Here is a 26,581-nt window from a genome sequence, read left to right on the forward strand (position 1 = left end):
TAGTGGAGCAGTGACCGAACCCGTACGTGTAGAGGTGAAGACCGCAAGTCCTTACCCGGTCGTGATCGGCCGCGGCCTGCTCGGTGATCTCGTTGCCGAGTTCGACGGCGCGCGCACTGTCGCGATCTTCCATCAGCCGCCGCTGGCAGAGACCGCGGAGGCCGTACGGGCTGCGTTGGCGGAGAAGGGAATCGACGCCCACCGTATCGAGATCCCCGATGCCGAGGACGGCAAGGATCTTGCTGTCGCGGGCTTCTGCTGGGACGTGCTCGGCCGGATCGGCCTGACTCGCAGCGACGCGATCATGAGTTTGGGCGGGGGAGCGGCGACCGACCTCACCGGCTTCGTCGCGGCTACGTGGATGCGCGGTGTCAAGGTAGTTCACGTCCCCACCACCTTGCTCGCGATGGTCGACGCAGCAGTGGGCGGCAAGACCGGTATCAACACCGAAGCGGGCAAGAACCTCGTCGGTTCGTTCCACGAACCGGGAGCGGTGTTCATCGATCTCGCGACGCTCGAGACTGTGCCGCACAACGAGATCGTTGCCGGCATGGCCGAGGTCATCAAGACCGGATTCATCGCCGACCCGGTGATCCTGGATCTCATCGAAGCCGATCCCAAGGCAGCTCTCGATCCGTCGGGAACTGTTCTGCCCGAGTTGATTCGGCGCTCCGTAGAGGTCAAGGCCAAGGTCGTGGCCGCGGATCTGCGCGAGTCGGATCTGCGCGAAATCCTCAACTACGGCCACACCCTCGGCCACGCGATCGAACGTCGTGAGCGCTACAAGTGGCGCCACGGTGCCGCTGTCTCCGTCGGCCTGGTCTTCGCTGCCGAACTCGGACGGCTCGCGGGCCGACTCGACGACGCCACCGCGGATCGTCACAAGTCGATCCTCGATCTCGTCGGGCTGCCGACGTCGTACGACGGTGATGCGTTCGGCGATCTGATGAAGGGAATGCAGACCGACAAGAAGAACCGTGCCGGGCTGCTGCGTTTCGTGGTCCTCGACGGACTGGCCAAGCCGGGTCGCCTCGAGGGGCCGGATCCGAGTCTGCTGGTTGCGGCGTACTCCGCGATTGCCCGCGATGCGCGGCCGGCCGGCGGAACGGTCCTGTTGTGAGGATCAACGTCGTCAACGGACCCAATCTGGGGCGTCTGGGTAAGCGTCAGCCCGAGGTCTACGGCGCGACCACACACGACGATCTGATCGAATTGTGCGTCGCGGCAGGCAAGGAGCTCGGCGTCGAGGTGATCGTCCGTCAGAGCGATCACGAAGGCGATCTGCTCGGTTGGATCCACGACGCGGCGGACGCGGGGGAACCGGTGATCCTCAATGCCGGTGGCTTGACGCACACGTCGGTGGTCCTGCGAGATGCATGCGCCGAACTGACCGCAGGTCTCGTCGAGGTACACATCTCGAACGTTCATGCGCGAGAAGAGTTTCGGCACCACTCCTACCTGAGTCCGATTGCGACCGGAGTGATCGTCGGACTCGGCGTCGCCGCGTATCCGCTGGCGATCAGGTTCCTCGCCGAGCGAGGCTGAACGAGGGAAGTCGAAAAAACAGCCACACGAATGCGGCCCCGAGGAAAATATCCTCGGGGCCGCATTCGGTTGTGTGGACGGTGGGCGTTACTGCTCGCGCTTGCCCAGATCGATCGCCGGGAAGACCGCGGTATCGGCGTCGGATTCCTCGACGGACATCGCGGCTCCGCTGTATGCGTGCTGCTCGGTGGGGGAGTCGTAGCCCTCGCTGACGGGCACCGGTTCGTGGTGACGCTCGTGGGACGGGGTCTGCGGAGCTGTTCCGTTCTTGCGCTGTTCACGGCTGACGAAGAAGCGTCCGACGGTGATGGCGATCATGGCGGGGACGAAGATGAGAAGGATCGTGAACGCCGCACCGGAGGTCACCTCGAAGAACAAGCCCTGCTGGGTGAGTTCGAGGGAGGGGACGAGGCTGAGTGCCCAGCTGGCAGCGCCGGCGACGAACCCGCCGACCAATGCGGCCTTGAGCCACAGCATGGTCAGATCGGCGCCGTCCTCGGGTTCGGGGAAGTTCTGGCGGTCACGAATGCCGTCGATACCACCCCAGATCGCGGCGAAGACGATGACGATCAACAGGGACAGCCAGCGCAGGGTGGACCCCTGAAGTGGCCACTGTGCGATCGCTGCACCGAGCAACGCACGAAACACAACATGTATCAGGGCCATGCCGAGGCCACGTACCAACCACGCATTCATGGGTACAGCCTAACTAGAACCCATTACACCTTGTGGCCTAACCCACACTTATTGCTGTAACCGCGAGTTTCGAGTTGATCGGCAGGTCTGCGCGGGCGGTAGGTTCGAGGGATGCCGGTCGACTTCAGAACACGCCGTGAATCCCTCAGACGCCTCCTCTCGGAGCGCGAACTCGACGCGATTCTCGTCACAGATCTCCTCAACATCAGATACCTCACCGGTTTCACCGGTTCCAATGCGGCGCTCGTCGTCAGTGCATCCGATTCAGCGTCCGACGAGCGTGAGACGGTGATCTGCACCGACGGCCGCTACGTGACGCAGGTGTCAGAGCAGGTGCCGGACCTTCGGGCCGAAATCGCCCGTTCGAGTGCTGCGCACTTGATCGAGAAGTCCACGGCGCCCGTTCTCGCGTTCGAGTCACATGTGGCGACGTTCGCCGAACATCGGGCTTGGACCGAAGCAGCGCCGAAGATCCGGTTCGAACCGGTGAGTGGACTCGTCGAACAATTGCGCATGGTCAAGGACGAGTACGAGGTGGAGTTGTTGCGAGCCGCGTGCACCGCAGCCGATGTCGCGTTGGCGCAGTTGATCGCTCGCGGCGGTCTGCGACCTGGCCGAACGGAACGAGAGGTCGGCCGCGAGCTGGAAAATCTGATGCTCGACAACGGGGCGGACGGTATTTCCTTCGAGACGATCGTGGCGGCCGGCGCCAACTCGGCGATTCCGCATCACCGACCGACCGACGCGATCCTGGCGTCGGGTGACTTCGTGAAACTCGACTTCGGCGCCCAGGTCGGTGGGTACCACTCGGACATGACACGGACCTACGTGCTCGAGTCCGTTTCCGATTGGCAACGGGAGATTTACGAGCTCGTCGCGCGTTCGCAAGCTGCCGGTTGCGACGCGCTCGCGCCGGGTGTCGAATGTGCGGCAGTCGACGCCGTCGCCCGTGCGGTGATCGACGATGCAGGCTACGGCGAGTTGTTCCTGCACGGCCTCGGCCACGGTGTGGGGCTCGAAATCCACGAAGCACCGGGGATCGGCAAGCTCGGCACCGGTACACTTCTTTCCGGCGCGGCGGTGACCGTCGAGCCGGGCGTGTACTTCTCCGGGCGCGGAGGTGTACGGATCGAGGACACGCTCGTTGTTCGTGAGCAGGGGCCAGAGCTGCTCACACTGACCGCAAAAGACCTTACCGTCGTCTGAGACGGTTTCCCGACCCCTAGGAGACGCGAAGCAAGTGGCTTCCACCAGTGATTTCAAGAATGGTCTGGTTCTGCAGATCGAAGGCCAGCTGTGGACGATCATCGAGTTCCAGCACGTCAAGCCCGGCAAGGGCCCTGCCTTCGTGCGCACCAAGCTCAAGAACGTGCTCTCGGGCAAGGTAGTGGACAAGACGTTCAACGCCGGTGTGAAGGTCGAGACCGCCACGGTCGACCGTCGTGACATGACGTACCTGTACCACGACGGCAGCGACTACATCTTCATGGACGGCGACACCTACGACCAGGTGTCGATCAGCGAATCCACCGTCGGCGACCAGTCGCGTTTCCTGCTCGAGAACATGGCAGTCCAGGTCGCGACCCACGAAGACGTTCCCCTCTTCGTCGAGCTTCCGGTCACCGTCGAGCTCGTCGTCAAGCACACCGATCCGGGCCTGCAGGGCGACCGCTCCACCGGCGGCACCAAGCCTGCGACCCTCGAGACCGGTGCCGAGATCAACGTCCCGCTCTTCATCAACACCGGTGACAAGCTCAAGGTCGATTCTCGTGACGGCAACTACCTCGGGCGTGTGAATTCCTGAGTGTCCGGCACACATAAGAAACTCGGTGCACGCCACAAGGCGCGCAAGCGTGCCGTCGACTTCCTCTTCGAAGCCGAGGCACGTGACCTCGATCCGGTCGCACTGGCGTCGGAGCGTTCCGATCTGTCCGTCAAGGACGACGCGGTAGCACCCGTCGCGGCCTACACCGTCACGTTGGTGTCCGGCGTTGCGGAGAATCTGGACCGGATCGATCAGGTCATCTCCTCGCATCTGCAGGACTGGACGCTCGAGCGTCTGCCCGCCGTCGACCGTGCGATTCTGCGTATCGCCGTGTGGGAGCTCTTCCACGCGACGGACGTTCCGCCGGTTGTCGCCGTGGACGAGGCCGTCGAACTCGCGAAGCAGCTCTCGACGGACGACTCTCCGGGATTCGTCAACGGAATCCTCGGCCAGGTCGTTCTCGTTGCGCCGCAGGTTCGATCGGCTGCGGCCGCGACCTCCCAGCGCGCGCAGGAATCGGATTCGGGTACCGAGTAGCAAGTTTTGTTCCACCACCGCCGTGCGAGTGTCACCGAGCGCGTTGTGTGTCTGCACACAACCGGTCGGAGTCGCTGCTCGCACGGCGGGATCAGGTCTGTCGGCTGATAGGGTGGGGACCGTCAGACATCCTTTAACGATCCGTCCAGTGAGGCGGAGAAGGAGGTCGCTGCATGAGCGTGCCCGAAGGGTCTCGCCCATCCGATCTTGCAGGTCCAGGTAACTCGAAGGCGCCGGTCGGTGCCGAGGCAGGTAGCGAAACCCGCGAATTGTTGTCCGCCCAGGATGTGGGCCGGACCATCGCGCGGATCGCTCACGAGATCATCGAGAAGACCGCACTCGACGGACCCGAGGGAACTGCCCCTCGTGTGGTCCTGATCGGTATCCCGACGCGTGGAACCACCCTCGCCACGCGACTGCGCGCCAAGATCGAAGAATTCTCCGGTGTGCGTCTTCCCATCGGATCTCTCGACATCACCCTCTACCGCGACGATCTCCGGAACAAGCCGCACCGCCCGCTCGAGCGCACGTCCGTCCCCGAGGGTGGCGTCGACAATGCGCTGGTCGTTCTCGTGGACGACGTCCTCTTCTCCGGTCGCACCGTGCGCTCGGCACTCGACGCGTTGCGCGATCTGGGCCGCCCCCGCGCGGTCCAACTCGCAGTGCTCGTGGATCGTGGTCACCGCGAACTCCCGCTGCGCGCCGACTACGTCGGCAAGAACGTCCCGACCGCGAGGTCCGAGGACGTCAAGGTTCTCCTCCAGGAGCACGACGGCAGGGAAGCGGTAGTCATCTCCGGGGGTAAGAGCGCGTGAAGCACCTACTTTCCATCGCGGACCTCGATCGTGAGTCCGCGGTAGAACTTCTCGACGAGGCAGAACGGTTCGAGCAGGCACTTCTGGGACGAGAGGTACGCAAGCTCCCGACGCTGCGCGGACGCACGGTCATGACGGTGTTCTTCGAGAACTCGACGCGCACCCGGGTGTCTTTCGAGGTGGCAGGCAAATGGATGAGTGCCGACGTCATCAATGTCAGCGCATCCAGTTCCTCGGTGTCCAAAGGTGAATCCCTGCGCGATACCGCGATGACCCTGCGCGCGGCCGGTGCCGACGCACTCATCGTGCGCCACCCGGCTTCGGGCGCCGCCCACCAGATCGCAAAGTGGACCGGAGCGGCCGACGACGGTGGCCCGGCAGTCATCAACGCAGGTGACGGCACGCACGAGCACCCCACTCAGGCGCTTCTCGACGCTTTGACCCTTCGCCAGCGTCTCGGCGACATCGAGGGCAAGCGGATCGCCATCGTCGGCGACATCCTGCACAGCCGTGTCGCCCGCTCCAACGCACTGCTGCTCTCGATGCTCGGTGCCGAGGTTGTTCTTGTTGCGCCGCCGACACTGCTGCCGGTCGGTGCGCACACGTGGCCGGTCACGGTTTCGCATTCGCTCGACGCGGAACTGCCCGGACTCGACGCGGTGCTGATGCTGCGGGTTCAGGCCGAACGCATGAACGGTGGCTTCTTCCCGTCGCAGCGCGAGTACTCGATCAACTACGGCCTGTCCGAGAAGCGGCTGGCGATGCTGGCCGATCACGCGGTGGTCCTGCACCCCGGCCCGATGCTGCGCGGCATGGAGATTGCATCCGCCGTTGCCGATTCCTCCAAAACTGCTGTACTGCAACAGGTTACCAACGGCGTACACATGCGCATGGCTGTCTTGTTCCGACTGCTGGTCGGGTCGGAGGACGGTGCGCTGTGATCAGAAACGAGAACGGAGAATCACCCGTGAGTGTCCTGCTCCGCGGAGTCCTGATCTACGGAGAAGGTGAGCCCACCGACGTACTCGTCGGCGACGGCACGATCCTCGAGATCGGCGTGGACCTCGATCCGGCCACGGCATCCGAGGTGATCGATGCCGGCGGGCAGATCCTGCTTCCCGGCTTCGTGGACCTGCACACACATCTGCGTGAGCCCGGCCGCGAAGACACCGAGACCATCGAAACCGGAAGCTCGGCAGCGGCTCTGGGTGGATACACCGCGGTCTTCGCGATGGCCAACACGAGTCCCGTCGCCGATTCGGTGGTCATCACCGATCACGTCTGGCGACGCGGGCAGGAAGTCGGCCTCGTCGACGTCCACCCCGTCGGCGCAGTCACAGCGGGCCTGGAAGGCAAGCAACTCGCCGAGATGGCGACCATGGCCGCAGGCGTCGGCAAGGTCAAGATGTTCTCCGACGACGGCCACTGCGTCTACGACCCACTGATCATGCGTCGCGCGCTCGAATACTCCAGCTCACTGGGCGTCCTGATCGCCCAGCACGCGGAAGAGCCGCGTTTGACCGTCGGTGCGGTCGCCCACGAGGGCCCCACGGCCGCGCGTCTCGGCCTGGCCGGGTGGCCGCGAGCAGCCGAAGAATCGATCGTGGCCCGCGACGCACTGCTCGCGCGTGACGCCGGCGCCCGCGTTCACATCTGCCACGCCTCCACCGCCGGAACCGTCGAACTCGTGAAGTGGGCTCGCAGCCAAGGGATTTCGATCACCGCCGAGGTCACCCCGCATCACCTGCTCCTCGACGATTCACGGCTCGAAACGTACGACGCGATCAACAAGGTCAACCCGCCCTTGCGTGAGGCCAGTGATGTTGCCGCGCTGCGCAAAGGTCTGGCCGAGGGAATCATCGACTGCGTCGCGACCGACCATGCTCCGCACGCCGAGCAGGACAAGTGCTGCGAGTTCGCAGCCGCTCGCCCCGGAATGCTCGGCCTCGAGACCGCACTCTCGATCATCGTGCAGACGATGGTCCAGCCCGGCCTGCTGGACTGGCGCGGTGTTGCCCGGGTCATGAGCGAGCGCCCCGCGGCAATCGTCGGCCTCGACGATCAGGGCCGTCCCATCGAGGTGGGGGAGCCCGCGAACCTGACATTGGTCGATCCGTCGGCCGAGTGGACGGTCCACGGTCCCGACCTGGCGAGTGTCGCGCATAACACTCCGTACGAGTCGATGACATTGCCCGCTCGGGTCACGACCACACTGTTACGTGGCCGCATCACCGCACACGACGGGAATGTGCGGCTGCGGAGTAGCGAGGAGTAGCGCGTCATGGACAGAGCACTGTGGATCATCGGTCTGGCGATCTTCTGGGTCGCGATGATCGGCCTGATGTACGTCGGCTGGCGTGGACGCGCTCGACGCCAGAAAGACAAGATCGGCGAACTGCCGACGGTACCGGCAACCCTGGGTGAACTGCTCGTCCTGCCGACCACCGGCCTGTACGTCGGCAGCACCATCGCACCCAGTTGGCAGGACCGAATCGCCGTCGGCGACCTCGGTTTCCGCGCCACCTGCGAGATCAGCCGCTACAGCGGCGGAATTCTGGTCGAGCGTGACGGCGCGTCGGCCATCTGGATTCCGGAGAAGTCGATCCGCGCGATCCGCACGGAGAACGGTCTTGCCGGCAAGGTCATGAGCAAGGACGGCGTCCTGGTGATTCGCTGGGAATTGCCGAGCGGAACCGAGATCGACACGGGCGTGCGCGGTGACGACAAGACGGTTTATCCGGACTGGGTCAAGCCGGTGACTGCTTCGAACAAGACCGCTTCGAACAAGACGAATGACAACGAAGACGCAAGCTCTGGCGACATCGAGCAGAACGGAAAGAACGCATGAGCGGCTTTGACAACAGCCCCGCAGTACTGGTCCTCGAAGACGGACGGGTGTTCCGCGGAACCACCTTCGGTGCGGTTGGACAGACCCTGGGCGAAGCGGTGTTCAGCACCGGAATGACCGGCTACCAGGAAACGCTCACCGATCCCAGCTACCACCGCCAGATCGTCGTCTCCACCGCACCGCAGATCGGCAACACCGGCTGGAACGACGAAGACGACGAGTCGGTCGGACCGACCGGCGAGCGTGCCGGCGCGAAGATCTGGGTTGCCGGGTACGTCGTTCGTGACCCCTCGCGCGTCACCTCGAGCTGGCGTGCAACTGGTTCGCTGCAGGCCAAGCTCGAAGAGCAGGGCATCGTCGGAATCGCCGGGATCGACACTCGTGCCCTGGTTCGCCACCTGCGTACTCGCGGTTCGATGAAGGCCGGAATTTTTTCCGGTGAAGCCATCGCCGCCGATGACGAACTGGTCCGACGGGTTCAGGATCAGCCGACCATGCTCGGCGCCGATCTTGCCGGTGAGGTCAGCACCACCAGCGGCTACGTCGTCGAGCCGAAGGGCGGGGAGGCGCTGTACACGGTTGCCGCCATCGACCTCGGTATCAAGACCAACACCCCGCGCATGTTCGCCGAGCGCGGTATCCGCGTCCACGTGTTGCCGTCCAACGCGAGTCTCGAACAGATCCTCGACCTGAAGGCCGACGGAGTGTTCCTCTCCAACGGTCCCGGTGACCCGGCCACCGCCGACGGCGCAGTCCACCTCACGAAAGAGGTCATCGGACAGGGCTTGCCGCTGTTCGGTATCTGCTTCGGCAACCAGATCCTGGGCCGCGCCCTGGGCCTGAGCACCTACAAGATGAAGTTCGGCCACCGCGGCATCAACATCCCGGTGATCGAGCATCAGACCGGTCGCATCGCGATCACCGCTCAGAACCACGGCTTCGCGCTCGAAGGCGAAGCCGGTCAGGAATTCGACACCCCGTTCGGCCGCGCGGTGGTCAGCCACACCTGCGCCAACGACGGAGCCGTCGAAGGTGTTCGCCTGCTGGACGATTCGGCCTTCTCGGTGCAATACCACCCCGAGGCAGCAGCCGGCCCGCACGACGCCGCGTACCTCTTCGACCGCTTCACCAGCCTGCTCTCCGCACGGAAAGAAACCGGAGTCAAGAACTAATGCCACGCCGTACAGATCTCAAGCACATCCTGGTAATCGGCTCCGGTCCGATCGTCATCGGTCAGGCCTGCGAGTTCGACTACTCGGGCACCCAGGCCTGCCGCGTCCTCCAGGAGGAGGGCCTGCGCGTCAGCCTGGTCAACTCCAACCCGGCCACCATCATGACGGACCCCGAGTTCGCCGACGCCACGTACGTCGAGCCGATCACGGCCGAGTTCCTCGAGAAGGTCATCGCCAAGGAAGCCTTGCAGGGCAACAAGATCGACGCCGTCCTCGCGACGCTCGGCGGTCAGACTGCGCTCAACGCCGCAGTGGCGCTGCACGAGCAGGGCATCCTCGAGAAGTACGACGTCGAACTGATCGGCGCCGACTTCGATGCCATCCAGCGCGGCGAGGATCGCCAGAAGTTCAAGGACATCGTCGCCAAGGTCGGTGGCGAATCCGCGAAGTCCGCAGTTTGCTACACGATGGACGAAGTACACGCCACGGTCGCCGAACTCGGCTACCCGGTTGTCGTGCGTCCGTCCTTCACCATGGGCGGCCTCGGTTCCGGCATGGCGTACGACGTCGACGATCTCAACCGCATCGCCGGTGGCGGTCTGGCCGCGTCGCCGACGGCGAACGTCCTGATCGAGGAATCCATCCTCGGCTGGAAGGAATACGAACTCGAGCTCATGCGCGACAGTCGCGACAACGTCGTGATCGTCTGCTCCATCGAGAACGTCGACCCGGTCGGTGTCCACACCGGAGACTCGGTCACCGTCGCCCCGGCGATGACGCTGACCGACCGCGAGTACCAGGCGATGCGCGACCTTTCCATCGACATTCTGCGTGAGGTGGGCGTCGACACCGGCGGCTGCAACATCCAGTTCGCGATGGACCCGAAGGACGGCCGCCTGGTCGTCATCGAGATGAACCCGCGTGTCTCCCGCTCGTCGGCTCTGGCGTCGAAGGCGACCGGTTACCCGATCGCGAAGATGGCGGCCAAGCTTGCCATCGGCTACACGCTCGACGAGATCGTCAACGACATCACCAAGGAAACCCCGGCTTGCTTCGAGCCGACGCTCGACTACGTCGTCGTCAAGGCTCCGCGGTTCGCTTTCGAGAAGTTCCCCGGTGCCGACGGAACTCTGACCACCACGATGAAGTCGGTGGGCGAGGCCATGAGCATCGGCCGCAACTTCACCGAGGCTTTCGGCAAGGTCATGCGTTCGCTCGAGACCAAGCGTGCGGGTTACTGGACCGGCGCCGACATCGAGACGGAGAGCCTGGATGCACTGCTCGCCGATCTGAGCGTTCCGCAGGACGGCCGCATGTACGGCATCGAGAAGGCATTCGCGCTCGGCGCAACTGTCGAGCAGCTCTTCGACGCCACCAAGATCGATCCGTGGTTCCTCGACCAGTTCCAGCAGATTCACGAGCTCGGTGAAAAGCTGCGCGCTGCGGAGTCTTTCGACGAGGCTTCCCTGCGTCAGGCCAAGTACCACGGCATCTCGGACCGCCAGATCGCGGCTCTGCGCCCCGAACTCGGTGGTGACACTCACGCAGGTGAGGACGCCGTTCGCGCTCTGCGTGATCAGCTGGGCGTGCGCCCCGTCTACAAGACCGTCGACACCTGCGCCGCAGAGTTCGAGGCCAAGACGCCGTACCACTACTCGACCTACGAGCTCGATCCCGAGGCCGAGTCCGAAGTTGCTCCGCAGACCGAGCGACCCAAGGTTCTGATCCTCGGATCCGGCCCCAACCGCATCGGTCAGGGTATCGAGTTCGACTACTCGTGTGTCCACGCGGCGCAGACGCTGTCCGAGGCCGGGTACGAGACCGTCATGGTCAACTGCAACCCCGAGACCGTCTCCACGGACTACGACACCGCTGATCGCCTGTACTTCGAGCCGCTGACGTTCGAGGACGTCTTCGAGGTCTACCGCGCGGAGGCGCAGTCGGGCACCGTTGCCGGCGTCATCGTCCAGCTCGGCGGCCAGACCCCGCTCGGACTGGCGAAGCGTCTCGAAGCTGCCGGCGTCCCCATCGTGGGAACCAGCCCCGCAGCCATCGACCTGGCGGAGGACCGCGGCGAATTCGGCCGCGTACTGACCGAAGCCGGTCTGCCCGCACCGAAGTTCGGTACCGCCACCACGTTCGACGGCGCCCGCGAGATCGCGGCAGGTATCGGCTACCCGGTGCTGGTGCGTCCGTCGTACGTGCTCGGTGGTCGCGGCATGGAGATCGTCTACGACGAGGTTTCCCTCGCCGACTACATCTCGCGCGCCACGGAGATCTCCGACGATCGTCCGGTCCTGGTCGACCGCTTCCTCGAAGACGCGGTCGAGATCGACGTCGACGCTCTGTGTGACGGCACCGAGGTGTACCTCGGCGGCGTCATGGAGCACATCGAGGAAGCCGGCATTCACTCCGGTGACTCGGCGTGTGCGCTCCCGCCCATCACTCTGGGCCGGGCGGATCTCGAGAACGTCCGCCGCTCCACCGAGGCTCTCGCGAAGGGCATCGGCGTCAAGGGCCTGCTCAACGTCCAGTACGCCCTCAAGGACGACATCCTCTACGTGCTGGAAGCAAATCCCCGCGCCAGCCGCACGGTTCCGTTCGTGTCCAAGGCGACGGCCGTCCAGCTGGCCAAGGCATGCGCCCGCGTCATGCTCGGCGAATCCATCGCGGAACTGCGTGCGAGCGGCATTCTGCCGGCGAAGGGCGACGGCGGAAACACCCCGGCCGGTGCACCGATCGCGGTCAAGGAAGCTGTGTTGCCGTTCAACCGCTTCCGCCGCGCCGACGGTACCGGCGTGGATACCTTGCTCAGCCCGGAAATGAAGTCCACCGGTGAAGTCATGGGAATCGACTTCGACTTCGGTACGGCTTTTGCCAAGTCGCAGACTGCCGCCTACGGTTCGTTGCCCACCACGGGCGCGGTGTTCGTCTCGGTCGCCAACAAGGACAAGCGTTCGCTGATCTTCCCGGTCAAGCGCCTGGCAGACCTCGGATTCACCATTCTTGCCACCGAAGGAACCGCAGATGTTTTGCGGCGCAACGGTATCGAGTGCAAGCAGGTGTACAAGCAGTCGGGTGAAGATGTTCCGGCCGGTGCCGAGACCATCGTCGACCAGATCCGCAGCGGCGAGGTCGCCATGGTCATCAACACGCCGTACGGCAACAACGGCCCGCGTGTCGACGGCTACGAGATCCGAAGCGCAGCGGTTGCGTCGAACATCCCGTGCATCACGACGGTGCAGGGCGCCTCGGCTGCCGTGCAGGGCATCGAAGCAGCCATTCGCGGCGACATCGGAGTTCACTCCCTGCAGGAATTGCACGCAGGTCTTCGTCAGCCGGCACAGCAGTCGTGAGTCACAGTTGGGGGCATCGTCTCCGGTCCGCGATCGCGGACCGGGGGCGGCTGTGCGTCGGTATCGACCCGCATCCCGCGCTTCTCGACGCGTGGGGACTGCCGCGTACGGCCGAAGGTCTCGAGACTTTCGCTGAGATCTGCGTCGAGGCGTTCACCGGTGAGGTCGGACTGGTCAAACCGCAGGTTGCGTTCTTCGAGGCTTACGGCAGCGCCGGCTTCGCCGTGTTGGAGCGGACCATCTCGGTTCTTCGCGATGCAGGAACGCTGGTCGTCGCGGATGCCAAGCGCGGTGACATCGGTTCGACGATGGACGCGTACGCGCAAGCCTGGTTGGGTGATTCGCCGTTGGCCTCCGACTCGGTCACCGTTTCGCCGTACCTGGGATTCGGGGCGCTGACTCCGACACTCGAACTGGCACGGCAGAACGCCCGCGGGATCTTCGTCCTGGCACGAACCTCCAATCCGGAAGGCGGCGTACTTCAACAGTCGTCGACTGACGGTGTGAGCGTGGCTCAGTCGATCGTCGACGCTGCGGTCGATGCGAACGGCGACGGCCGTGACACCGTCGGACTGGTGGTCGGTGCAACTCGGGACCACGGTCTGGACCTGTCGCAGTTCAACGGCCCGATTCTCGCTCCGGGACTCGGCGCTCAGGGTGCGACGGCAGCGGATCTCGCAGACATCTTCGCGGGATCGACCGAGCTCCTGCTGCCGAACACTTCCCGTGGGGTGCTCAAGCATGGTCCTTCGGTATCGGCACTTCGGGAGGCAGCAATGCGTGACCGAGACGAGATCGAAGCCGCATTGGCGAACTGATCCGTGAGTGACCTCGAGGCTCGTTCGAGCGGTGGAACCCGGTGGTACCGTCCGTCGGTGAATCGTTGGTGGCAGATCGGACTTCTCGTCGCGGCGTGCGCGCTGCTGGCCACCGGGTTCCAATCCGTCACCGGCGTACACGGCGACGATCTCGCCGTGTACCGGACGGCGGGTCAGGCCGTCCTCGACGGCTCGAACCTGTACGACGAGTCGTTCAACGCGAGACTGCCGTTCACGTATCCGCCCTTCGCTGCGCTCGTCGCCGTTCCAGTCGCCCTGGGTTCCTGGGGTGCGGTCCAGTGGGGATGGAGTTTCGTCAGCCTCCTGATGCTGGCCGCGATCATCGTGCTCAGCTATCGCGAAGTCCCGTTCACACGTAAGCGGCCAGTCGTCGTCTACGTGGGTTTCCTGGTCCTGTGGACGGCGGCATCGCCGATCTCCGATCACCTCGGGTACGGCCAGGTCGGGTTGTTTCTGACTCTCCTGTGCTTGATCGACGTGCTGGCTCGACCACGGTGGATTCCCGAGGGTGTGCTGGTGGGGATCGCCGGCGCGGTCAAACTGGTGCCACTCGTCTACATCGGTTACTACGTGATCACCGGGCGCTGGAAAGCAGTTGCGGGCGGCCTCGCCGGCTTCCTCGGCGCCACGGCTCTGGGCTTTGCGGTTCTCCCGCGCCAGACGATCGACTACTTCGGCGACATCGCCTCACTCTCGGGGCGCGTCGCCGTCGGTGACCCGTCCGTGTTCGGTAACCAGTCCGTGCGTGGAATGGCCTTGCGGCTACTTCCCGAGGGCCTGGTGGGTCCGGCATGGCTCGTCGCCTGTGCGGTGTTGGGTGTCCTCGGAATTGTCGCGACGCGGCGCGCTCAGCGCCTGCGGGGCCATCTCGCCGGTTTCACGGTGGTGGCTCTGCTGGCGGCAATCGTGACTCCCATTGCCTGGACGCACCACTTCGTGTGGTTGGTGCCGGCGGTCGGTGTACTCCTCGTTCCGATCAAGTCTGGCGTGGGGGAGGGCACTCGATCGGTCCCTGTGTGGTCCTGGATCGCGATCGGTCTCACCGCTGTCGTAGTGCTGTTTCGGCTTCCTCGAGTCGGCGCGGACATGGATATCCCGGTAGTCGGCTTCGTGCTGGAGAATTCATTGCTCTGGGCGAGCCTCGCGGTAGTGCTCGCTCTGGCCGCCCCCGGCGTGAGTCGCATCGAACCCGAGACGGTCGACGCCGGCGATCCGAAATCGTCGCTGCAGACCTGAAAACGGGCCGCGACACGCGCATAGGCGTCGAAAATGCTCGAAAATTTTGGATGTGTCGGCGACCACGTTCATTCCCGCAGGTAACGATTTCGCACACTCGCACGGGGGTGTCTCACGCTATGGGTCGAAATACATTGTGTTACAGTCTATTTCGGTACTGTACGCACGTTCGTGTGGCGTCGAATTCGTCTCGATCCAGCCGAAAACGGTGACGATCCGTGACATCGATTCGACGCGCATAACCCACCGCGATCTGCATCGGACCGCGGGGGGTGGGTTAGCAATTCGCGCCAGGCGTGAGTACGGTCGCTATCGCTGCTGGTTATCAGCGGAATAGACAAAATTTGCACACGACGAGACGGAGGAACCGTGGCCCTTCCCCAGTTGACTGATGAGCAGCGCGCTGCTGCTTTGGAGAAGGCAGCTGCTGCCCGCAAGGCCAGGGCTGAGCTCAAGGAGCGCCTGAAGCGTGGCGGCACCGACCTCAAGCAGGTCCTCAAGGACGCCGAAGACAACGAAATCTTGGGCAAGATGAAGGTTTCGGCACTGCTCGAGGCGCTGCCCAAGGTGGGCAAGGTCAAGGCTCAGGAGATCATGACCGAGCTGGAGATTGCACCGACCCGTCGCCTTCGTGGCCTCGGTGATCGGCAGCGCAAGGCTCTGCTCACCAAGTTCGACTTCGAGGCCTGAGCCGACAAGTGATGATTGCTGACGCGGCAGTGTCTGATGATTGCTGACGCAACAGTGTCAGAGAGCAAGACCGCAGTGCGGAGGGGTCGGCTGGTTGTACTGGCCGGCCCTTCGGCTGTCGGTAAGTCCAGCGTCGTTCGCGAGCTGAGAACTCGGTTGCCTGAACTCGTTTTCAGTGTTTCGGCGACCACTCGCGATCCCCGTCCAGGTGAAGTGGACGGCAAGGACTACCGATTCACCTCCCGTGAAGAATTTCAACGGATGATCGACTCCGGTGAACTTCTCGAATGGGCTGAAATCCACGGCGGCCTGCAGCGCTCCGGCACCCCCGCAGCTCCGGTCGAAGAAGCGCTCGAAGCTGGAAAGCCCGTTCTCGTCGAGGTCGATCTCGCCGGAGCACGAGCTGTCCGCAAGGCGATGCCCGAGGCTCTGTTGGTGTTCATGGCTCCACCGAGCTGGGACGTTCTGGTGCAACGGCTGACCGGACGTGGAACCGAAACGGAAGACGTCGTGGCGCGCCGACTCGAGACGGCCCGAGTGGAATTGGCCGCACAGGACGAGTTCGACACGGTCATCGTGAACGAGGATGTAAGCCGTGCTTGCGATGAGTTGGTATCCTTGTTGGTTGGGAACTGATTCCGCACCCTTCGGGAACCGATTTCCACCCCGTTTCTCAGATATCCGGATCGATAAAACTAGTTCTTCAATGAAGATCTAATTCAGGAGACACAAGAGTGAGCAGCACTTCAGCCGCGTCCGCAGCAGGTCAGGGCGCTCTGCCTGCCTACGACACCCCGCTCGGCATCACCAACCCGCCGATCGACGAGTTGCTCGAACGCACCTCTTCCAAGTACGCCCTGGTCATCTACTCAGCCAAGCGCGCGCGCCAGATCAACGACTACTACAACCAGCTCGGTGACGGCATCCTCGAATACGTCGGACCTCTGGTCGAGCCCGGTCTGCAGGAAAAGCCGCTGTCCATCGCGTTGCGTGAAATCCACGCTGATCTCCTCGAGCACACCGAAGGCGAGTGAGCACCACATCTGCCGCACCCGAACCTCGTTCGGGTGTCGGGGGAGTGTCCGACGCGCCCACATCGATACGTAAGCGCATTGTCGTCGGTGTCGGTGGGGGTATCGCCGCGTACAAGGCGTGCTCGATCATCCGCAGCTTCACCGAGAGCGGTCATCACGTCCGCGTGATTCCGACTGAATCCGCTCTGGAGTTCGTCGGGCGCGCGACGTTCGAAGCACTCTCCGGCAACCCGGTTCACACCGGCGTCTTCAACGACGTCCCGCAGGTTCCGCATGTCCGTCTCGGACAGGAAGCCGATCTGGTCGTCATCGCGCCGGCAACCGCTGATCTGATGGCGCGAGCGGTCATGGGTCGCGCAGACGACCTGTTGACGGCCACTTTGTTGACCGCGCGCTGTCCGGTCGTCTTCGCCCCAGCAATGCACACCGAGATGTGGGAGCACCCCGCAACGGTCTCGAACGTGGCGACACTGCGTTCGCGCGGCGTCCACGTGATCGAACCAGCCTCCGGGCGTTTGACCGGGAAAGACACCGGAGCCGGTCGACTTCCCGAACCCGACGAGATCGTCGGGTTGGCATCGTTGCTCCTCGAGCGCTCGGACGCGTTGCCGCGCGACCTGGAGGGTCGCCGCATTCTGGTCACCGCCGGCGGTACTCGCGAGCCGCTCGATCCCGTGCGCTTTCTCGGTAATCGCAGCTCAGGCAAGCAGGGCTACGCGCTCGCCCGTCTTGCCGCGCAACGCGGCGCGCACGTGACACTGATCGCCGGGTACACGGCTGATCTCGCCGACCCCGCCGCTGTCGACGTCGTGCACATCAAGACGGCCGAAGATCTCCGGTTGGCAGTGGAAAAGCACGCACCGGGACACGACGGAGTCGTCATGGCTGCGGCTGTCGCGGACTTCCGCCCCACCACCGTCGAAGGCAGCAAGATCAAGAAGGGCGCAAACGAACCCGACTCGATCAGCCTCACCAGAAATGCCGACATCCTCGCCGGTCTCGTCGAAGCGCGTCGTGACGGCGACTTGGATGCTCGAACGGTGATCGTCGGATTCGCCGCTGAGACCGGTGACGCCCATGGTGACGTACTCACCTACGCCCGCTCCAAGCTTGCCCGCAAAGGTTGCGATCTCCTCGTGGTCAATGCGGTCGGCGAGGGCAAGGCGTTCGAGGTCGATCACAACGACGGTTGGCTGCTCGGTTCCGACGGCTCGGAGTCAGCTCTCGAACACGGATCCAAGGCTTTGATGGCCAGTCGAGTACTCGACGCCCTGGTCAAGCTCTTTCCCGAGTAGCGACACGCGCCCGGTGGTGAGAGTTACCCCACGATAATCGGGTGAGTACAAGGGTGTTGCGCAGGCGGTCCAACCGTTATCGTCGGCTCAGCCCCCAGCTAACAAAGCATGACAAAACGGTCACCGAACGGTGATTCGGATACTTCAATAAGCTGTAGTCAAGAACTCAGTCGTCGAGAGGGAGATCTGTGAGCAAGTCCGGCAGTCGGCTATTCACCAGCGAGTCCGTCACCGAGGGGCACCCGGACAAGATCTGTGACGCGATCAGCGACTCGATCCTCGACGCGCTGCTCACCCAGGACCCGCGCGCCCGCGTGGCCGTCGAGACACTGGTCACCACCGGCCAGGTTCACGTAGCCGGTGAGGTCACGACCACTGCGTACGCGGACATTCCGAAGATCGTGCGCGACACGGTCCTCGAAATCGGCTACGACAGCTCCGCAAAGGGCTTCGACGGTAACTCCTGCGGCGTCAACGTCGCGATCGGCGCCCAGTCGCCCGAGATCGCGCAGGGTGTCGATCACTCGCACGAGGCTCGCGTCGACGGAATCAGCGACGACGAGATCGACCGTCAGGGTGCGGGCGACCAGGGCCTGATGTTCGGCTACGCCACCACCGACACGCCGGAACTGATGCCGCTGCCCATCGCGCTGGCTCATCGTCTCTCTCGCCGGTTGACCGAGGTCCGTAAGTCCGGCGTGCTGCCGTACCTGCGCCCGGACGGCAAGACCCAGGTCACCATCGAGTACGACGGTGACAAGGCTGTCCGTCTCGACACCGTGGTCATCTCCACCCAGCATGCCGCTGACATCGACCTCGACAACCTGTTGACGCCCGATCTTCGCGAGAAGGTGCTTCACTCGGTGCTGACCGACGTCAACCTCACCGATCTCGACACCTCCGATGTTCGTCTGTTGGTGAACCCGACGGGCAAGTTCGTCCTCGGTGGCCCGATGGGTGACGCCGGTTTGACCGGCCGCAAGATCATCGTCGACACCTACGGCGGAATGGCTCGCCACGGTGGCGGCGCGTTCTCCGGCAAGGACCCGTCAAAGGTCGACCGCAGCGCTGCCTACGCCATGCGCTGGGTGGCCAAGAACGCTGTTGCCGCAGGTCTGGCCGACCGCATCGAGGTTCAGGTCGCCTACGCCATCGGCAAGGCAGCTCCGGTCGGACTCTTCGTCGAAACCTTCGGCACCGAGAAGACCGATCCGGCACGGATCCAGAAGGCGATCACCGAGATCTTCGACCTGCGTCCGGGAGCGATCATCCGCGACCTCGACCTGCTGCGCCCGATCTACGCGCAGACGGCGGCATACGGTCACTTCGGTCGCACCGATATCGACCTCCCGTGGGAGAGCACCGATCGCGCCGACAAGCTGCGTAGCGCAGCTGGTCTCTGATCACTGACGTACAGACGGGGCGCGGGTGGGCGCGGAAAGAGTAGCGGCAGAAGTCGATCCGGTCGCCCGGGTGCTGCCGATGCTCCCGCTCGCTCACCTCGACCGTGAATTCGACTACCTCGTTCCTCGTGAACTCGAAGCGGATGCGCAGCCCGGAGTCCGGGTGCGCATCCGCTTCGCTGGTCGTCTGGTGGACGGTTTCATCGTCTCGCGCGAGGCGACCAGTGACCATCAGGGGAAGTTCGGCTGGCTCGAACGCGTCATCTCGTCCGAGCGGGTCCTGACGGCCGAAATCGCGCAAGTCGTCGATCGTGTGGCGGAGCGTTATGCCGGAACCCGTGCCGATGTTCTCCGTTTGGCGGTACCGCCGCGGCACGCGAAGGTCGAGGCGGAACCGTGGGGGCCCGCCGAGCCGCCGTCCGCTCCTGAACCGATCGAAAATGGTTGGCATCTCTACAGATTCGGTGACGCCTTCCTGTCCGCCATTCGCGAGTCGAAAAGCCCGCGTGCGGTCTGGCAGGCGTTGCCTGGTGAAAACTGGCCACTGCGCCTGGCCGAACTGGCCGGGGCCGTAGCGGCAAGTGGTAAATCCGCGATCCTGGTTGTGCCCGATCAACGCGACCTGGACCGCGTCGTCGCCGCTTGTACCGAACTCTCCGGAGCGGATGCGGTGGTAGGTCTGTCCGCGGGCCTGGGGCCGGCCATGCGATACCGAAGGTGGCTCGCTGCACTGCGCGGGACCGCCCGGATCGTCGTCGGCACGCGGAGTGCTGTTTTTGCGCCGACGGCCGAGACCGGTCTTGTCGTCGTCTGGGACGACGGCGACGACAACTTGTCCGAGCCGCGGTCGCCGTATCCACATGCCCGCGAAGTTGCCGTCCTGCGTGGCTACGTTGCCGGGTGCGCCGTCGTGATCGGTGGGTTCTCCCGTACGGCGGAAGCGCAGGTACTCGTCGACTCGGGATGGGCGCACGATCTGGTCGCTACGCGGGACGTCGTTCGTGCCCACGCACCCAAGATCACCGCGCTCGCCGACAGCGATCAAGCCTTGGCCCGCGATCCGGGAGCCAGAGCGGCTCGTTTGCCCGCTATTGCATTCGCGGCCGCCCGGCGCGCTCTGGGTGAGGGCAACGGAGTCCTGGTGCAGGTGCCTCGGCGGGGGTACGTACCGACCCTGGCCTGCGGAAAGTGCCGTGCCCCGGCACGGTGCCGTCGGTGCAACGGCCCACTGGCTCTTCCCGCTGCGGCAGGTCCCGACGGCGCCGGGACACCGGCGTGCCGCTGGTGCGGGGTTGCCGATGCCGCCTACCGATGTCACGCGTGCGGGGCGAAAGCGTTGCGCGCGGTGGTGGTCGGTGCCGGCCGGACCGCCGAAGAACTCGGGCGGGCGTTTCCCGGTGTGAAAGTTGTTCTGTCCGGGGGCAGTGATGTGGTCAAGGAACTGCCACACGGGCCCGCGTTGGTGGTCTCGACAGTGGGTGCGGAGCCGGTGATGACCGGCGGCTACGGCGCCGCGCTCTTGCTCGACGGTTGGGCACTGCTCGGCCGGCCCGATCTTCGCGCCGCCGAGGAAACACTCAGACGCTGGATGTCGGCTGCTGCCATGGTGATTCCGCTGTCCGAAGGCGGTGAAGTTGTGGTTGTCGCAGACTCGGGTATCCCGACGGTGCAGGCGTTGGTCCGATGGGATCCAGTGGGGCACGCACAGTCTCAATTCGAGGAACGGGACGAGGTCGGCTTTCCTCCGGCCGTTCACATGGCTGCGATCGACGGTGGATCCGCGGCAATTGCGGAGTTGGTGGATTCAGCTGATCTGCCGGCAAGTGCTGTACTGCTCGGACCAGTGGAATTGCCTGCGGGGGAGAGGCTTCCGTATTCCGGTGAGGACGAGAGCGGTGTCGCGCCGGAGCGAATGCTGGTCCGCGTTCCACGCAAGGACGGTCGCGGCCTTGCGGACGCTCTGGCACATGCGAGGGCCGCGCGCAGTGCGCGGAAGTCTTCGGGTCCGGTCCGCATTCAGATCGACCCACGCCGCATCGGCTGAGTTTCGAGTTGTCGGAGGAATCCTTGCGCTACCCGATATGACGATATATCGTCGAACTATCAACGATAGTGATGGAGGTTCGACGATGGATGCAAGTTTCCCGAACGAGGGGATGTTCGGCCGGCGCGGTTTCTTCGGCGGTTTCGGCCGTGAGCAACGGCCACCATTTGTGATGTGGGTGCCGACGGACGACGGCGCGTCGGGCGATGGTCCCGGCGATCGAGACGGTGGACGACGCGGTCGACCGCACGAGCGGCCGGGCTTCGGTGACATGCCACGCAGAGGCCATCGGCGGGGGCGTTTCGGTCCAGACGGCGGACCCGGCCCCGGCTTCGGTCCGGGCGCTCAGTTCGGTCGCGGGCGAGGACGTGGCGGACGAGGTCGTCGAGGAGATGTGCGCGCTGCGATTCTGCTGTTGATCGCGGAAGAGCCGATGCACGGCTACGAATTGATTCAGCAGATCGTCGAGCGCAGCGGCGGCGTCTGGAAGCCGAGTCCGGGCTCCATTTATCCCGCGCTGTCCCAACTCGAGGACGAAGGACTGGTGATCATCGAAAAGGTTGCCGGCCGCAAGACCGCCAAGCTGACAGAAGAAGGCGTCGCGTACGTCGAGGAACATCGCGCCGATCTCGGGGCGCCGTGGGATGACGTTCGTCTCAGCGTAGGGGAGCCGGAGCAGGACCTTCGAGAACTGATCGGCCAGCTGATGGGCGCGGCCGGTCAAGTGGCTGCTGTAGGCACACCAGCGCAGGTCAAGGCCGCAGCCGACGTGCTTGTCGAGGCGCGCAAATCGCTCTACCGAGTGCTTGCCGGTGATGACGCCGGTGAAGGCGGCAATTGAGACGTCGGATACCTACTGTTCGGTAGGGTATGCGCCTCGAAGTTTCTGGTGTTACGGTCAGCTCCCTCGTAGGATCAGAGCAGGAGCAGGAACAATGTCTGGCGTCAAACGGTCTGTGGGACTGACATTTTCGGTAGCAGTGGCGCTGCTGATCGGAGCACCGCCGGCTATATCGGGTGCCGCACCGACGCTTCCGTCTGCGAGTGCCGACGCGATGGACGTTCCTCTCGACGTCGGTCCGGGTCAGGCGACCCGTTCCGTTGCTACGGCATATGCGCATGCTCATCCAGCATCCGCACCTGCCGGATCGAACGATTTCGGCTGTGAGCCTTCCGCCACGCATCCCCGACCGGTTGTACTCGCCCACGGAACCGACACCGAGGCGTACGCGGATTGGGCGGCCCTGTCGCCGGCACTGGCAGCTGACGGCTACTGCGTCTTCGCTCTCAATTACGGCGGTGCGATCAAAGAAGAAGACGGGGACGTCGCACACGAGACCTACGGCGTCGGCGACATAGTCGGTAGTGCCACCGCGTTCGGTTCTTTCGTCGATCAGGTGCTGACCGCGACCGGAGCGGACAAGGTCGACGTGATCGGCTATTCCCAAGGCGCGACGGTGACGCGGTACTACGTCAACAAGATGGGCGGCGACGCCTACGTCGATCATTGGGTCGGTTTGGCTTCGCCGACATACGGTGGGGTGATGTTCGGGTTGGTTCCCATTGTCCGTGCGATCCCCGGCGGAGAAGACTTTGTCGAAGACGTCTTTTCGCGAGCTGTCCGCGAGCAGATGCAAGGGTCGGATATGTTGAACACCCTCAACGCCGGCGGTGACACCGTACCCGGAGTGCGCTACACGACCATCGGGTCCACTGTCGACGAGATGATCCAGCCGTCCTCGAACATCGCGCTCCGCGGTGCCGGTGCAGAAAACATCGTCCTCCAGGATCTGTGCCCGTCTAACCTGACCGGCCACTTCCGCATGCCGTACGACCCCTACGTGATCGACGTCATCCGGACGGTCCTCGACCCCGATGCCGAGCGGCACGCTTCGTGCAGCGTGGTGCCGCTCGGCACGGATATTCCGCAAGTGGTCATCGACGCAAATTCGTGAGCTGCAAATTCGTGAGCTGCTAACTCGTGAGCACCGAGATCACGTGGGTCGGGATGTTTACTCGGCGAGCTTGGCAGTGGCCTGCGCCCACAGGAAGAACTTGTTCGTTCCGAGGTCGCGGACGGTCTTGATGTTGAACGCTGCCTTCAAATGTTCTGCGTCCGAATCGCTTACGCCGTTGAGTGCCGCGACCGGGGCGTCCGCCAATTCTTCGACGGACTTTCCTGCGTAGGCCTTGTCGAACTTACTGTCGATGCCTGCCATCTAAGTTCCTCCGTGTGATCGGTGTATCCCGTATCAGCCTCCGCCGAGTGGCGACGACAGAAACAGTCAATACCGAGGACCGGTGAATGTGCAGGGTTCTGATCAAAGAAATTGCTGAGAAAGTGGTTCGGTGTGGCGCGAGGTAGGTCGTAGCTCTCGCAGTCCTTAGACTGACAGTTCCACCCACCGACACATCCGGGAGCATTTTCGTGAGTTGCAGTCCACCGCGTTCGACAGGCCGATCGGCTGATCAGAGTCCGAAGAGCCCAACGAAACGGGAGAGCTGACATGCGCGTCGTGTTCGCCGGAACACCCGAACCCGCGGTTCCTTCACTGCGTCGGCTCATCGAATCCGCCAACCACGAAGTGGTAGCCGTCGTCACGCGTCCGGACGCTGTGGCGGGCCGCGGTCGAAAAGTCACCCGATCGCCGATCGGTCTGCTTGCCGACGAGCACGGCATCCCGGTGCTGACGCCGGCCAAGGCGTCCGATCCCGACTTCGCGGCCGAACTCGCCCGCCTCGAACCGGACTGTGCACCCGTCGTCGCCTACGGAAACCTGTTGCCACAGAACGTCCTCGACATTCCGAAATACGGTTGGGTCAATCTGCATTTCTCGTTGCTTCCCGCGTGGCGCGGCGCCGCGCCGGTGCAGGCCGCGATCAGTGCCGGTGACGAGGTGACGGGTGCGAGCGCGTTCCGTTTGGAAGCCGGGATGGATACCGGCCCCGTGTACGGAGTGATGACCGAGCGGATTCGCGACACCGATACGGCGGGCGACCTGCTCGGACGTCTCGCGGAAAACGGCGCTGCCCTCCTCGAATCGGTACTCGACGGACTCGAGGCCGGCGAGATCAACGCGGTTCCGCAGTCTGCCGACGGCGTCTCGTATGCCCCCAAGGTGACGGTGGACGCGGCCCGCGTGCGGTGGGAACTGCCCGCTCGCACAGTGGACCGGCATATCCGAGCCGTCACACCCGCACCCGGGGCATGGACGATGATCGGTGATCTTCGAGTCAAGGTCGGCCCGATCACCGTCACGGACGAGACCCTGGCAGTCGGTGAGATCTCGGTACGCAAGGATGGTCTGTACATCGGTACCGCGACCACCGCGGTGCGACTCGGGCAGATTCAGCCCCCGGGCAAGAAATTGATGTCGGCAGGGGACTGGGCACGCGGTGCCCGACTCGACGCGGAGGTACGAGCACAGTGACCGAATCACGACGACCGGCACGGCGGACACAGGGTCCCGGAGCCAAGACCGGCGGCGGCGGCAAGAACACCAAGCCGAAGCAGGCCAAGCGGCCTGATCCGGCAACCGCCGGGCTCGATCAACCGCGTCTGGCGGCGCGTGACGTCCTGCGCGCGGTCCGTGAGCGTGACGCGTACGCGAACCTGGTTCTGCCAGGGCTCCTGCGTGACCGCAAACTCGACGCACGCGATGCGGCGCTGGCAACCGAACTGGCGTACGGCGCGGCACGTGCTCAGGGACTGCTGGATGCGGTGATCGCCCATGCAGCGGGTCGGCCGATCGAAGAGATCGACGGAACTCTGCTCGATGTTCTCCGACTCGGCTCGTACCAATTGCTGCGCACTCGTGTCGCACCGCATGCTGCCGTCGCAACCTCGGTCGATCTGGTCCGCGCCGAAAACGGCCAGGGCCGAGCAGGATTCGTCAATGCGGTCCTGCGCCGTGTTTCCGAACGCACCCAGGAGGAGTGGGTCGAGCTGCTGGCCCCGAAGGACCCGGTCGGCCGGCTCGCCTTCGAGCACGCTCACCCCCTGTGGATCGCGCAGGTATTTGCCGACTCGCTCGGCGCTGCTGCCGGTGAACTCGAAGACGTCCTGATCGCCGACGACGCCCGCCCTGCCGTACACCTCGTCGCCCGCCCCGGCGAGATCTCCGCCGAGGAGCTTGCACTGGTGACCGGCGGCGAGATCGGGCCGTACTCGCCATACGCCGTGCATCTCGACGGCGGTGACCCCGGACAGCTCGAGGCGGTCCGCCAAGGCTTGGCGGGCGTGCAGGACGAGGGCAGTCAGCTGGTGGCCCGCGCCCTCAGCATTGCTCCTCTCGAAGGTGAAGACTCCGGACGCTGGCTCGATCTCTGCGCAGGTCCGGGCGGTAAGGCAGCGCTTCTCGGCGCTCTCGCCGGTATCGAAGGCGGGCGACTCGACGCCGTCGAGCCCGTCGAACATCGCGCCGAACTGATCCGCAAGACCACTCGCGAGCTTCCCGTGGACGTACACGTGGCGGACGGCCGCGAATCCGGGCTCGAACCCGGATACGACCGCATCCTCGTCGACGCTCCCTGCACCGGGTTGGGTGCGCTGCGTCGGCGCCCGGAGGCACGTTGGCGTCGGCAGCCGTCCGATGTGGCCCCGCTCGTGAAGTTGCAGCGTGAATTGCTTGCTGCCGCAATCGAACTGGTTCGCCCCGGCGGAGTGGTGCTGTACTCCACGTGCTCGCCGCACTTGTCGGAAACGCTGGCTGTGGTCGCCGATGCGGTGCGGCGTCATGGCGTCGTGGAACTTGACACCAAGGAATTGGTGCCAGGTGTCCCGGACGTCGGAGACGGATCGTCGGTTCAGTTGTGGCCGCATCGACACGGCACGGACGCTATGTTCATGGCCGCTTTGCGTAAGCCGCTGGCCTGATCGGATGACTTCTGGGCATCGGTAGTCGTATGGTGCCTACATGGTTACGTGGGAACAGGTTGTAGTACTGGGTTCGGCTCTTCCCTCCGTGGAAGAGTCGACCTCGTACAACACCCCGGCACTCAAGGTGGCAGGTAAGACTTTTGCACGGCTCCGCACCGAAGCGGAGGGCGCTTTGGTCGTGATGTGCGGTCTGGACGAGAAGGAGGCGCTACTCGCCAGTGGCGAGGCGGCTTTCTTCACCACCGATCACTATCACGGGCACGGCTCGATCCTCGTGCACCTCGAACTGATCGACGAGGTGCAGTTGGGTGAGATGCTCGAAGACGCGTGGCGGATCAAGGCACCGGCCAAGGTGCGAAAGCTCCACACCGTCGTCAAGAACTGATCTGATTGCACCGGCTCCGATGTGCATGCACGGTCGGCAATG

The 26,581-nt window shown here is 64.3% G+C and carries 26 protein-coding genes; 24 read left to right on the forward strand and 2 right to left on the reverse strand.

Going from position 1 to position 26,581, the window contains the following annotated elements; genetic code table 11:
* Positions 1 to 10: 10 nt before the first annotated feature.
* The gene (aroB, locus tag G9U53_RS23260) at positions 11 to 1,120 is read left to right on the forward strand and encodes a 3-dehydroquinate synthase (RefSeq protein WP_003944873.1); all 1,110 of its coding nucleotides are present in this window, start codon (positions 11 to 13) and stop codon (positions 1,118 to 1,120) included.
* The gene (gene aroQ, locus G9U53_RS23265) at positions 1,117 to 1,545 is read left to right on the forward strand and encodes a type II 3-dehydroquinate dehydratase (RefSeq protein WP_003944916.1); all 429 of its coding nucleotides are present in this window, start codon (positions 1,117 to 1,119) and stop codon (positions 1,543 to 1,545) included. Before aroB ends, aroQ begins: the two co-directional genes overlap by 4 nt.
* 87 nt (positions 1,546 to 1,632) lie before the next feature.
* On the opposite strand, the gene G9U53_RS23270 is transcribed toward aroQ, so the two are convergent.
* Positions 1,633 to 2,241 (reverse strand): B-4DMT family transporter, encoded by a 609-nt coding sequence (locus G9U53_RS23270; protein ID WP_058038756.1) that lies wholly within the window; start codon positions 2,239 to 2,241, stop codon positions 1,633 to 1,635.
* Between the two features lie 111 nt (positions 2,242 to 2,352).
* Between G9U53_RS23270 and G9U53_RS23275 the strand changes: the two genes are divergently transcribed.
* The 19 genes from G9U53_RS23275 to G9U53_RS23370 all read left to right on the forward strand — a co-directional run bounded on the left by G9U53_RS23275 (position 2,353) and on the right by G9U53_RS23370 (position 23,230).
* On the forward strand, positions 2,353 to 3,447 hold the full coding sequence (locus G9U53_RS23275; RefSeq protein WP_003944812.1) for a Xaa-Pro peptidase family protein: 1,095 nt from the start codon (positions 2,353 to 2,355) through the stop codon (positions 3,445 to 3,447).
* A gap of 34 nt (positions 3,448 to 3,481) precedes the next feature.
* The gene (gene efp / locus G9U53_RS23280; protein WP_003944958.1) at positions 3,482 to 4,045 is read left to right on the forward strand and encodes an elongation factor P; all 564 of its coding nucleotides are present in this window, start codon (positions 3,482 to 3,484) and stop codon (positions 4,043 to 4,045) included.
* Positions 4,046 to 4,543 carry a transcription antitermination factor NusB gene (gene nusB, locus G9U53_RS23285; protein ID WP_007728014.1) on the forward strand — a complete coding sequence of 166 codons (498 nt, stop codon included), beginning with the start codon at positions 4,046 to 4,048 and terminating at the stop codon, positions 4,541 to 4,543. It abuts the gene before it with no gap.
* 173 nt (positions 4,544 to 4,716) lie between these two features.
* Positions 4,717 to 5,358 carry a bifunctional pyr operon transcriptional regulator/uracil phosphoribosyltransferase PyrR gene (gene pyrR, locus G9U53_RS23290; RefSeq protein ID WP_003944977.1) on the forward strand — a complete coding sequence of 214 codons (642 nt, stop codon included), beginning with the start codon at positions 4,717 to 4,719 and terminating at the stop codon, positions 5,356 to 5,358.
* Positions 5,355 to 6,299: an aspartate carbamoyltransferase catalytic subunit gene (locus tag G9U53_RS23295; RefSeq protein WP_003944883.1), complete on the forward strand. Its 945-nt coding sequence runs from the start codon at positions 5,355 to 5,357 to the stop codon at positions 6,297 to 6,299. The genes pyrR and G9U53_RS23295 overlap by 4 nt, the downstream gene beginning before the upstream one ends.
* A 26-nt stretch (positions 6,300 to 6,325) precedes the next feature.
* Positions 6,326 to 7,633 carry a dihydroorotase gene (locus G9U53_RS23300; protein WP_003944990.1) on the forward strand — a complete coding sequence of 436 codons (1,308 nt, stop codon included), beginning with the start codon at positions 6,326 to 6,328 and terminating at the stop codon, positions 7,631 to 7,633.
* A 6-nt stretch (positions 7,634 to 7,639) separates the two neighbouring features.
* Positions 7,640 to 8,206: a transporter gene (locus tag G9U53_RS23305; protein WP_003944773.1), complete on the forward strand. Its 567-nt coding sequence runs from the start codon at positions 7,640 to 7,642 to the stop codon at positions 8,204 to 8,206.
* Entirely contained in the window at positions 8,203 to 9,378 is a 1,176-nt protein-coding gene (gene carA, locus G9U53_RS23310; protein WP_007728009.1) for a glutamine-hydrolyzing carbamoyl-phosphate synthase small subunit, read from the forward strand. The genes G9U53_RS23305 and carA overlap by 4 nt, the downstream gene beginning before the upstream one ends.
* Positions 9,378 to 12,734 (forward strand): carbamoyl-phosphate synthase large subunit, encoded by a 3,357-nt coding sequence (gene carB, locus G9U53_RS23315; protein ID WP_165639249.1) that lies wholly within the window; start codon positions 9,378 to 9,380, stop codon positions 12,732 to 12,734. The genes carA and carB overlap by 1 nt, the downstream gene beginning before the upstream one ends.
* Positions 12,731 to 13,552: an orotidine-5'-phosphate decarboxylase gene (gene pyrF / locus G9U53_RS23320; RefSeq protein ID WP_050656337.1), complete on the forward strand. Its 822-nt coding sequence runs from the start codon at positions 12,731 to 12,733 to the stop codon at positions 13,550 to 13,552. The genes carB and pyrF overlap by 4 nt, the downstream gene beginning before the upstream one ends.
* A gap of 57 nt (positions 13,553 to 13,609) precedes the next feature.
* Positions 13,610 to 14,809 carry a glycosyltransferase 87 family protein gene (locus G9U53_RS23325; RefSeq protein ID WP_230793238.1) on the forward strand — a complete coding sequence of 400 codons (1,200 nt, stop codon included), beginning with the start codon at positions 13,610 to 13,612 and terminating at the stop codon, positions 14,807 to 14,809.
* 369 nt (positions 14,810 to 15,178) lie between these two features.
* The gene (mihF, locus tag G9U53_RS23330; RefSeq protein ID WP_003944825.1) at positions 15,179 to 15,499 is read left to right on the forward strand and encodes an integration host factor, actinobacterial type; all 321 of its coding nucleotides are present in this window, start codon (positions 15,179 to 15,181) and stop codon (positions 15,497 to 15,499) included.
* A 36-nt stretch (positions 15,500 to 15,535) separates the two neighbouring features.
* Positions 15,536 to 16,135, forward strand: a complete 600-nt coding sequence (gmk, locus tag G9U53_RS23335) for a guanylate kinase (protein ID WP_003944801.1) — start codon at positions 15,536 to 15,538, stop codon at positions 16,133 to 16,135.
* 98 nt (positions 16,136 to 16,233) lie between these two features.
* Positions 16,234 to 16,533, forward strand: a complete 300-nt coding sequence (rpoZ, locus tag G9U53_RS23340; RefSeq protein ID WP_003944996.1) for a DNA-directed RNA polymerase subunit omega — start codon at positions 16,234 to 16,236, stop codon at positions 16,531 to 16,533.
* Between the two features lie 44 nt (positions 16,534 to 16,577).
* A complete protein-coding gene (gene coaBC, locus G9U53_RS23345; protein ID WP_085989960.1) occupies positions 16,578 to 17,828 on the forward strand; it encodes a bifunctional phosphopantothenoylcysteine decarboxylase/phosphopantothenate--cysteine ligase CoaBC in 1,251 nt (416 codons plus the stop codon).
* Between the two features lie 188 nt (positions 17,829 to 18,016).
* Entirely contained in the window at positions 18,017 to 19,231 is a 1,215-nt protein-coding gene (gene metK, locus G9U53_RS23350) for a methionine adenosyltransferase (protein WP_003944827.1), read from the forward strand.
* Between the two features lie 25 nt (positions 19,232 to 19,256).
* Complete coding sequence (locus G9U53_RS23355) at positions 19,257 to 21,275, forward strand: primosomal protein N' (protein ID WP_082239108.1); 2,019 nt, start codon at positions 19,257 to 19,259, stop codon at positions 21,273 to 21,275.
* An 85-nt stretch (positions 21,276 to 21,360) separates the two neighbouring features.
* Positions 21,361 to 22,116 (forward strand): PadR family transcriptional regulator, encoded by a 756-nt coding sequence (locus G9U53_RS33330; protein WP_347570823.1) that lies wholly within the window; start codon positions 21,361 to 21,363, stop codon positions 22,114 to 22,116.
* 94 nt (positions 22,117 to 22,210) lie between these two features.
* A complete protein-coding gene (locus tag G9U53_RS23370; protein WP_165639250.1) occupies positions 22,211 to 23,230 on the forward strand; it encodes an alpha/beta fold hydrolase in 1,020 nt (339 codons plus the stop codon).
* A 57-nt stretch (positions 23,231 to 23,287) separates the two neighbouring features.
* On the opposite strand, the gene G9U53_RS23375 is transcribed toward G9U53_RS23370, so the two are convergent.
* The gene (locus G9U53_RS23375; protein WP_003944900.1) at positions 23,288 to 23,494 is read right to left on the reverse strand and encodes a hypothetical protein; all 207 of its coding nucleotides are present in this window, start codon (positions 23,492 to 23,494) and stop codon (positions 23,288 to 23,290) included.
* Positions 23,495 to 23,782: 288 nt separating this feature from the next.
* On the opposite strand from G9U53_RS23375, the gene fmt reads away from it, so the two are divergent.
* Genes fmt through G9U53_RS23390 form a run of 3 tightly spaced genes read left to right on the forward strand, consistent with a single transcriptional unit; the run spans position 23,783 to position 26,539 of the window.
* Entirely contained in the window at positions 23,783 to 24,706 is a 924-nt protein-coding gene (fmt, locus tag G9U53_RS23380; protein ID WP_007727991.1) for a methionyl-tRNA formyltransferase, read from the forward strand.
* On the forward strand, positions 24,703 to 26,151 hold the full coding sequence (locus tag G9U53_RS23385) for a transcription antitermination factor NusB (protein WP_047270385.1): 1,449 nt from the start codon (positions 24,703 to 24,705) through the stop codon (positions 26,149 to 26,151). The genes fmt and G9U53_RS23385 overlap by 4 nt, the downstream gene beginning before the upstream one ends.
* 40 nt (positions 26,152 to 26,191) lie before the next feature.
* Complete coding sequence (locus tag G9U53_RS23390; protein ID WP_003944924.1) at positions 26,192 to 26,539, forward strand: MmcQ/YjbR family DNA-binding protein; 348 nt, start codon at positions 26,192 to 26,194, stop codon at positions 26,537 to 26,539.
* Positions 26,540 to 26,581: the final 42 nt, after the last annotated feature.

The sequence above is a fragment of the Rhodococcus sp. D-46 genome, assembly GCF_011290655.1.
In the GTDB taxonomy this organism is placed as follows: Bacteria; Actinomycetota; Actinomycetes; order Mycobacteriales; family Mycobacteriaceae; genus Rhodococcus_F; species Rhodococcus_F qingshengii.

Coding starts and splice junctions, on each gene's coding strand:
- G9U53_RS23270 (WP_058038756.1), bottom strand. CDS start 2,241: ATGAATGCGTGGTTGGTACGTGGCCTCGGCATGGCCCTGATACATGTT.
- G9U53_RS23275 (WP_003944812.1), top strand. CDS start 2,353: ATGCCGGTCGACTTCAGAACACGCCGTGAATCCCTCAGACGCCTCCTC.
- pyrR (WP_003944977.1), top strand. CDS start 4,717: ATGAGCGTGCCCGAAGGGTCTCGCCCATCCGATCTTGCAGGTCCAGGT.
- G9U53_RS23305 (WP_003944773.1), top strand. CDS start 7,640: ATGGACAGAGCACTGTGGATCATCGGTCTGGCGATCTTCTGGGTCGCG.
- carA (WP_007728009.1), top strand. CDS start 8,203: ATGAGCGGCTTTGACAACAGCCCCGCAGTACTGGTCCTCGAAGACGGA.
- carB (WP_165639249.1), top strand. CDS start 9,378: ATGCCACGCCGTACAGATCTCAAGCACATCCTGGTAATCGGCTCCGGT.
- gmk (WP_003944801.1), top strand. CDS start 15,536: ATGATTGCTGACGCAACAGTGTCAGAGAGCAAGACCGCAGTGCGGAGG.
- G9U53_RS33330 (WP_347570823.1), top strand. CDS start 21,361: ATGGATGCAAGTTTCCCGAACGAGGGGATGTTCGGCCGGCGCGGTTTC.
- G9U53_RS23370 (WP_165639250.1), top strand. CDS start 22,211: ATGTCTGGCGTCAAACGGTCTGTGGGACTGACATTTTCGGTAGCAGTG.
- G9U53_RS23375 (WP_003944900.1), bottom strand. CDS start 23,494: ATGGCAGGCATCGACAGTAAGTTCGACAAGGCCTACGCAGGAAAGTCC.
- fmt (WP_007727991.1), top strand. CDS start 23,783: ATGCGCGTCGTGTTCGCCGGAACACCCGAACCCGCGGTTCCTTCACTG.
- G9U53_RS23390 (WP_003944924.1), top strand. CDS start 26,192: ATGGTTACGTGGGAACAGGTTGTAGTACTGGGTTCGGCTCTTCCCTCC.